Raw genomic sequence first — 4,207 nt, forward strand, 5'->3', positions numbered from 1 at the left:
TCGCCGCCCAGCTCGCCGACTTCGCGGCGGCCGTGGCGGAAGGCCGCGACCCGGCGGTGACCGGAGCGCACGGGCGGCACGTGCTGGAGGCCGTGCTCGCCTGCTACGCCTCGGCGTCCCGTGGCGCGCCCGTCCACCTGGAGGCCCTCGTTGGCCAGCCGTGACCCCCGCCGCCCCAACGTCCTGCTCGTCCTGAGCGACGACCAGGGGGCCTGGGCGCTGGGCTGCTCGGGCAACGACGACATCCACACGCCCCACCTCGACGCGCTGGCCGACTCGGGAGTGCGGCTGTCGTCCTTCTTCTGCGCCTCCCCCGTGTGCTCGCCCGCCCGCGCCTCGCTGTTCACCGGGGAGATCCCGTCGCGGCACGGCGTCCACGACTGGATCAGCCAGCGGCATACCGGCACCGACTTCCTGGCGGGCCGGCGGTTGTTCACCGACGACCTGCACGACGCCGGGTACCGGCTCGGCCTGGTCGGCAAGTGGCACCTGGGCCTGCACGACCGGCCGAGACCCGGCTTCGTCCGCTGGCTGGCGCACGAGAGCGGCGGCGGGCCCTACCACGGCGCGATCCTCTACGACGGCGACCAGCGGACGGAGGCCACCGGCTACCTCACGGACGTGCTCACCGGCGCGGCCTGCGACTTCCTGCGCGGCGAGGCCGGCCTGGACGCGCCGTTCTACCTGTCACTGCACTACACCGCCCCGCACAAGCCGTGGAAGGGGCAGCACCCCGCCGCGTTCGAGGCGCTCTACGACGGATGCGCGTTCGCGTCGTGCCCGCAGGGGGAGCCGCACCCGTGGCAGCCGCTGGGCCCCGACGGCGCGCCGATCGGCGGCGAGCCCGACACGCGGGCCGCGCTGACCGGCTACTTCGCCGCCGTCTCGGCGATGGACGCCGGGATCGGCCAGGTGCTTGCCACTCTGGACGAGCTGGGGCTGAGGGAGTCGACCTTGGTGATCTTCACCAGCGACAACGGCTTCAGCTGCGGCCAGCACGGCATCTGGGGCAAGGGCAACGGCACCTTCCCGCAGAACATGTACGACACCTCGGTCATGGTGCCGGCGATCGTGAGTCAGCCGGGCCGCATCCCCGGCGGCCGGGTGTGCGACGCGCTGCTGTCGGCCTACGACCTGCGTCCCACCCTGCTCGACCACCTCGGGCTGCCGGACGGGCGCGCGGACCTGCCCGGGCGGTCGTTCGCCGGAGTCCTGGCCGGGGCCGAGCCCGCGCCCGGTTCGTCCGTGGTGGTCTTCGACGAGTACGGGCCGGTCCGGATGATCAGGACCCGGTCCTGGAAGTACGTGCACCGCCACCCGTTCGGCCCGCACGAGCTCTACGACCTGGAGTCCGACCCGGGCGAGGAGCGCAACCGGGCGGAAGACCCGGCGACGGCCGCGATCCGGCACGACCTGGCGGGACGGCTGGACTCCTGGTTCGCCCGCTACGCCGACCCGGAAAGCGACGGACGGGCCTTGCCGGTCTCGGGCTCCGGCCAGTCGGCGCCGCTCGGCCCCGGCGCCGGCCCCGGTGCCGGGCTCTGTGCGTTCGAGCCTGCCGCCTTCCCGACCGTCCCCCGCTACGGGGACGGCTGACTGCGGAGCCGCACGCGGCCGCCCCCCTCGGCGGCCACGTGCGGCTCCACGTCAGGCCACGTCAGGCCACGTGGGGCCGCCGGGTCAGCGGCGCCAGGCCCAGACCAGGAGCCAGACGCTCAGCCCGAAGAGCGACATCCCGAGCGGCACGTGCACCGACAGCACGCCGGTTCCGCCCATCGCGGACTGGACGAACCCGAGCAGCAGCGCCGCCAGGCTGACCAGCGCGGGCCACCCGGCGCCGCGTCCAGGCCTCCAGAGGAGGACGGCGACGACGAGCTGCGCCAGCCCGAGCACGTGCACGGCCGACGCGCCCGTCCCGTGCAGCCCCGTGGACACCCCGCTCATGAGCTGCCCCGCCGTCACCGCCTGGACGAGCACCGACAGCGTGTTGAGCGTGGCGACGACCCTGAACGCGGTCAGGTACCCGCTCCGACTGGCGACCTGGGAAACCACTCGACTCTCCTTCTGTTCCGTGAGACCCCCAGCATCGTGCGCCCGCGTCACGGCCGCATCCGCCCGCCGTCGCGGTCCCGGCTACGCCGAGAGTGGTACGCCCGCCGCCTCTTGCGGGGAGGAGGTCATGGCCGCCCAGGACCGCTGGGAGGAGCAGCCCTGACCTCGCACGGCGTTCAGCCGAACAGCCGCTCCAGCACGACCGCCACCCCGTCCTCGTCGTTGGACAGGGTGTGGCGTTCGACGGCCGAGCGGACCAGGTCGTGGGCGTTGGCCATCGCGTACCCGGCTCCGGCGAAGACCAGGGCGGCGAGGTCGTTGGGCATGTCGCCGAAGGCCACCACCTCCGCCGCGGCCACGCCCCGCGCCTCGCAGTGCAGGGCGAGCGTGCCCGCCTTCGTCACGCCGGTCGCGCTGATCTCCAGCAGCCCCGACGCGCCCGAGTGGGTCACCTCGGCCTGCCCGTCCACCGCGGCGACGGCGGCGGTGTACATCTCGTCCACCGGGTGCGTCCGCGACCGGACGAGCAACTTGACGACCGGCTCGTCCGTCTCGGAGACGGCGGGCACCTCGCGCCAGTAGGCCGCGTCGTGCGCGTGAACCACGTATCCCGGCTCGGCCAGCACCTGCCTGCCCGTCTCCGCCGCGAACGCGACACCGGGCAGCGCCTCGGTCAGGATCTCCACCACCTCGCGCAGCGCGGCGGGGTCCAGCGCGTGCGTGCCGACGATCTCCCTGGTGTCGAGGTCGTAGACGACCGCGCCGTTGCTGCAGATCGCCGTGCCGGTGACGCCGGCCTGCTCGGCGATCTGGTCGACGCCGCGCGGCGCCCTGGCGGTGACGAACACGATCTCGGCGCCGCTCTCGCGGGCGAGCCGGAGCGCGCGGCGGGTGCGCGGGGAGACGGAGTGACGGGAGTCGAGGAGGGTGCCGTCCAGGTCGGTGGCCACGATACGGGGAGGAGTCACCTGCCGATTATCCCGATCGTCTTATCCCGAACGTCGTTATCCTGAACGTCACGATTCGGCAGGCTCCCCGGCGGGGGTCAGATGCGCATCTCCGACGGCAGCAGCTTCGCGGCGTGCCTCAGCTCCAGCCCGAGCAGCTCACCCGACTCGGCGTACTCGAGCACCACCCCTTCGACGACCGCCTGACGCACGGCCTCACCGGGGGCGATGTCGTGCTTCATGGCGATGTAGGCGACGTCGTGGTCTTCGTCCAGGCTCAGGTAGACCGTCTGCGGACGCCGCCCGTCCGGCTCGTGGTCCCAGCTCAGCAGGCCCGCCCTGGCCTCGTGCGAGCCGGCGAGCGCGGCACGCAACACCACCATCACCAGCTCCACGGCCTGCAGCGAGTCGATCCCGGTGACCTTCCGCTCGTGCTCCCAGCCTTCGAGCCCGTCGATCCGGTACGGCGCTGACCACTCCCCATTCGGCTCCTCGTACGGCAGTCCGACCGTCACGGTCACCTCGCGCGGCGGCTCGGTGCGCAGCGCCAGCGTGCGCTGGGCGATCTCGTACATGTCTGCTCACCTACCCCACCGGCCATGCCTGAAATACTGCGAGCGTCCCATAACCGCCTCGGCCGAAACCTTCCTGGCGCGTGTCGTCGCGGGCTAGTCTTCGAACGGTCGTGAGGGGGACCTGGTGATGAGTGAGCCATTCGGGGCACGGCTGCGTGCCAGGCTCGACAAGTGCGGCCCGCTGTGCGTGGGCATCGATCCGAGCCCGGCGCTGCTCAACGCGTGGGGCCTCGACGACTCCCCTGCCGGGCTCGAGCGGTTCAGCCGCACGGTGGCCGACGCGGTGAGCGACGTGGCCGCGGTCGTGAAGCCGCAGTCGGCGTTCTTCGAGCGGTGGGGCAGCCGCGGCATCGCCGTCCTGGAAGGCGTGATCGCCGACCTCCGCGACGCGGGCACGCTGGTGCTCCTCGACGTGAAACGCGGCGACATCGGCAGCACGATGGCTGCCTACGCGGAGGCCTACCTCGACCACGGCAGCCCGCTGGCGGCCGACGCGGTGACGCTCAGCCCGTACCTGGGGTTCGGCTCGCTGGAGGGCGCGATCGCGTCGGCGGTCGCCAACGATGCGGGCGTGTTCGTGCTGGCCCGCACGTCCAACCCGGAGGCGGCAGAGCTGCAGGCGGCGGTCGCCGG

At 72.9% G+C, this 4,207-nt stretch carries 5 protein-coding genes; 2 read left to right on the top strand and 3 right to left on the bottom strand.

The window, feature by feature from the left end; all coding sequences use genetic code 11:
- Nucleotides 1-150 precede the first annotated feature (150 nt).
- Nucleotides 151-1,596 (top strand): sulfatase-like hydrolase/transferase, encoded by a 1,446-nt coding sequence (locus tag ABZ297_RS46345; protein WP_355360870.1) that lies wholly within the window; start codon nt 151-153, stop codon nt 1,594-1,596.
- Nucleotides 1,597-1,680: 84 nt separating this feature from the next.
- On the opposite strand, the gene ABZ297_RS46350 is transcribed toward ABZ297_RS46345, so the two are convergent.
- The 3 genes from ABZ297_RS46350 to ABZ297_RS46360 all read right to left on the bottom strand — a co-directional run bounded on the left by ABZ297_RS46350 (nt 1,681) and on the right by ABZ297_RS46360 (nt 3,574).
- Nucleotides 1,681-2,052, bottom strand: a complete 372-nt coding sequence (locus ABZ297_RS46350; RefSeq protein ID WP_355360873.1) for a hypothetical protein — start codon at nt 2,050-2,052, stop codon at nt 1,681-1,683.
- A 176-nt stretch (nt 2,053-2,228) separates the two neighbouring features.
- Entirely contained in the window at nt 2,229-3,020 is a 792-nt protein-coding gene (locus tag ABZ297_RS46355) for a Cof-type HAD-IIB family hydrolase (RefSeq protein ID WP_355360876.1), read from the bottom strand.
- A 77-nt stretch (nt 3,021-3,097) separates the two neighbouring features.
- Nucleotides 3,098-3,574, bottom strand: a complete 477-nt coding sequence (locus ABZ297_RS46360; protein ID WP_355360879.1) for a DUF2283 domain-containing protein — start codon at nt 3,572-3,574, stop codon at nt 3,098-3,100.
- 127 nt (nt 3,575-3,701) lie between these two features.
- Here ABZ297_RS46360 and pyrF point away from each other — a divergent pair.
- The coding region (gene pyrF / locus ABZ297_RS46365; RefSeq protein ID WP_355360882.1) for an orotidine-5'-phosphate decarboxylase at nt 3,702-4,207 on the top strand (506 nt) is incomplete at its 3' end.

Source organism: Nonomuraea sp. NPDC005983 (genome assembly GCF_040614375.1).
GTDB lineage: Bacteria > Actinomycetota > Actinomycetes > Streptosporangiales > Streptosporangiaceae > Nonomuraea.

Bases quoted from the DNA above. Each gene is read 5' to 3' on its own strand.
- ABZ297_RS46360 (WP_355360879.1), bottom strand. From the start codon at position 3,574: ATGTACGAGATCGCCCAGCGCACGCTGGCGCTGCGCACCGAGCCGCCG.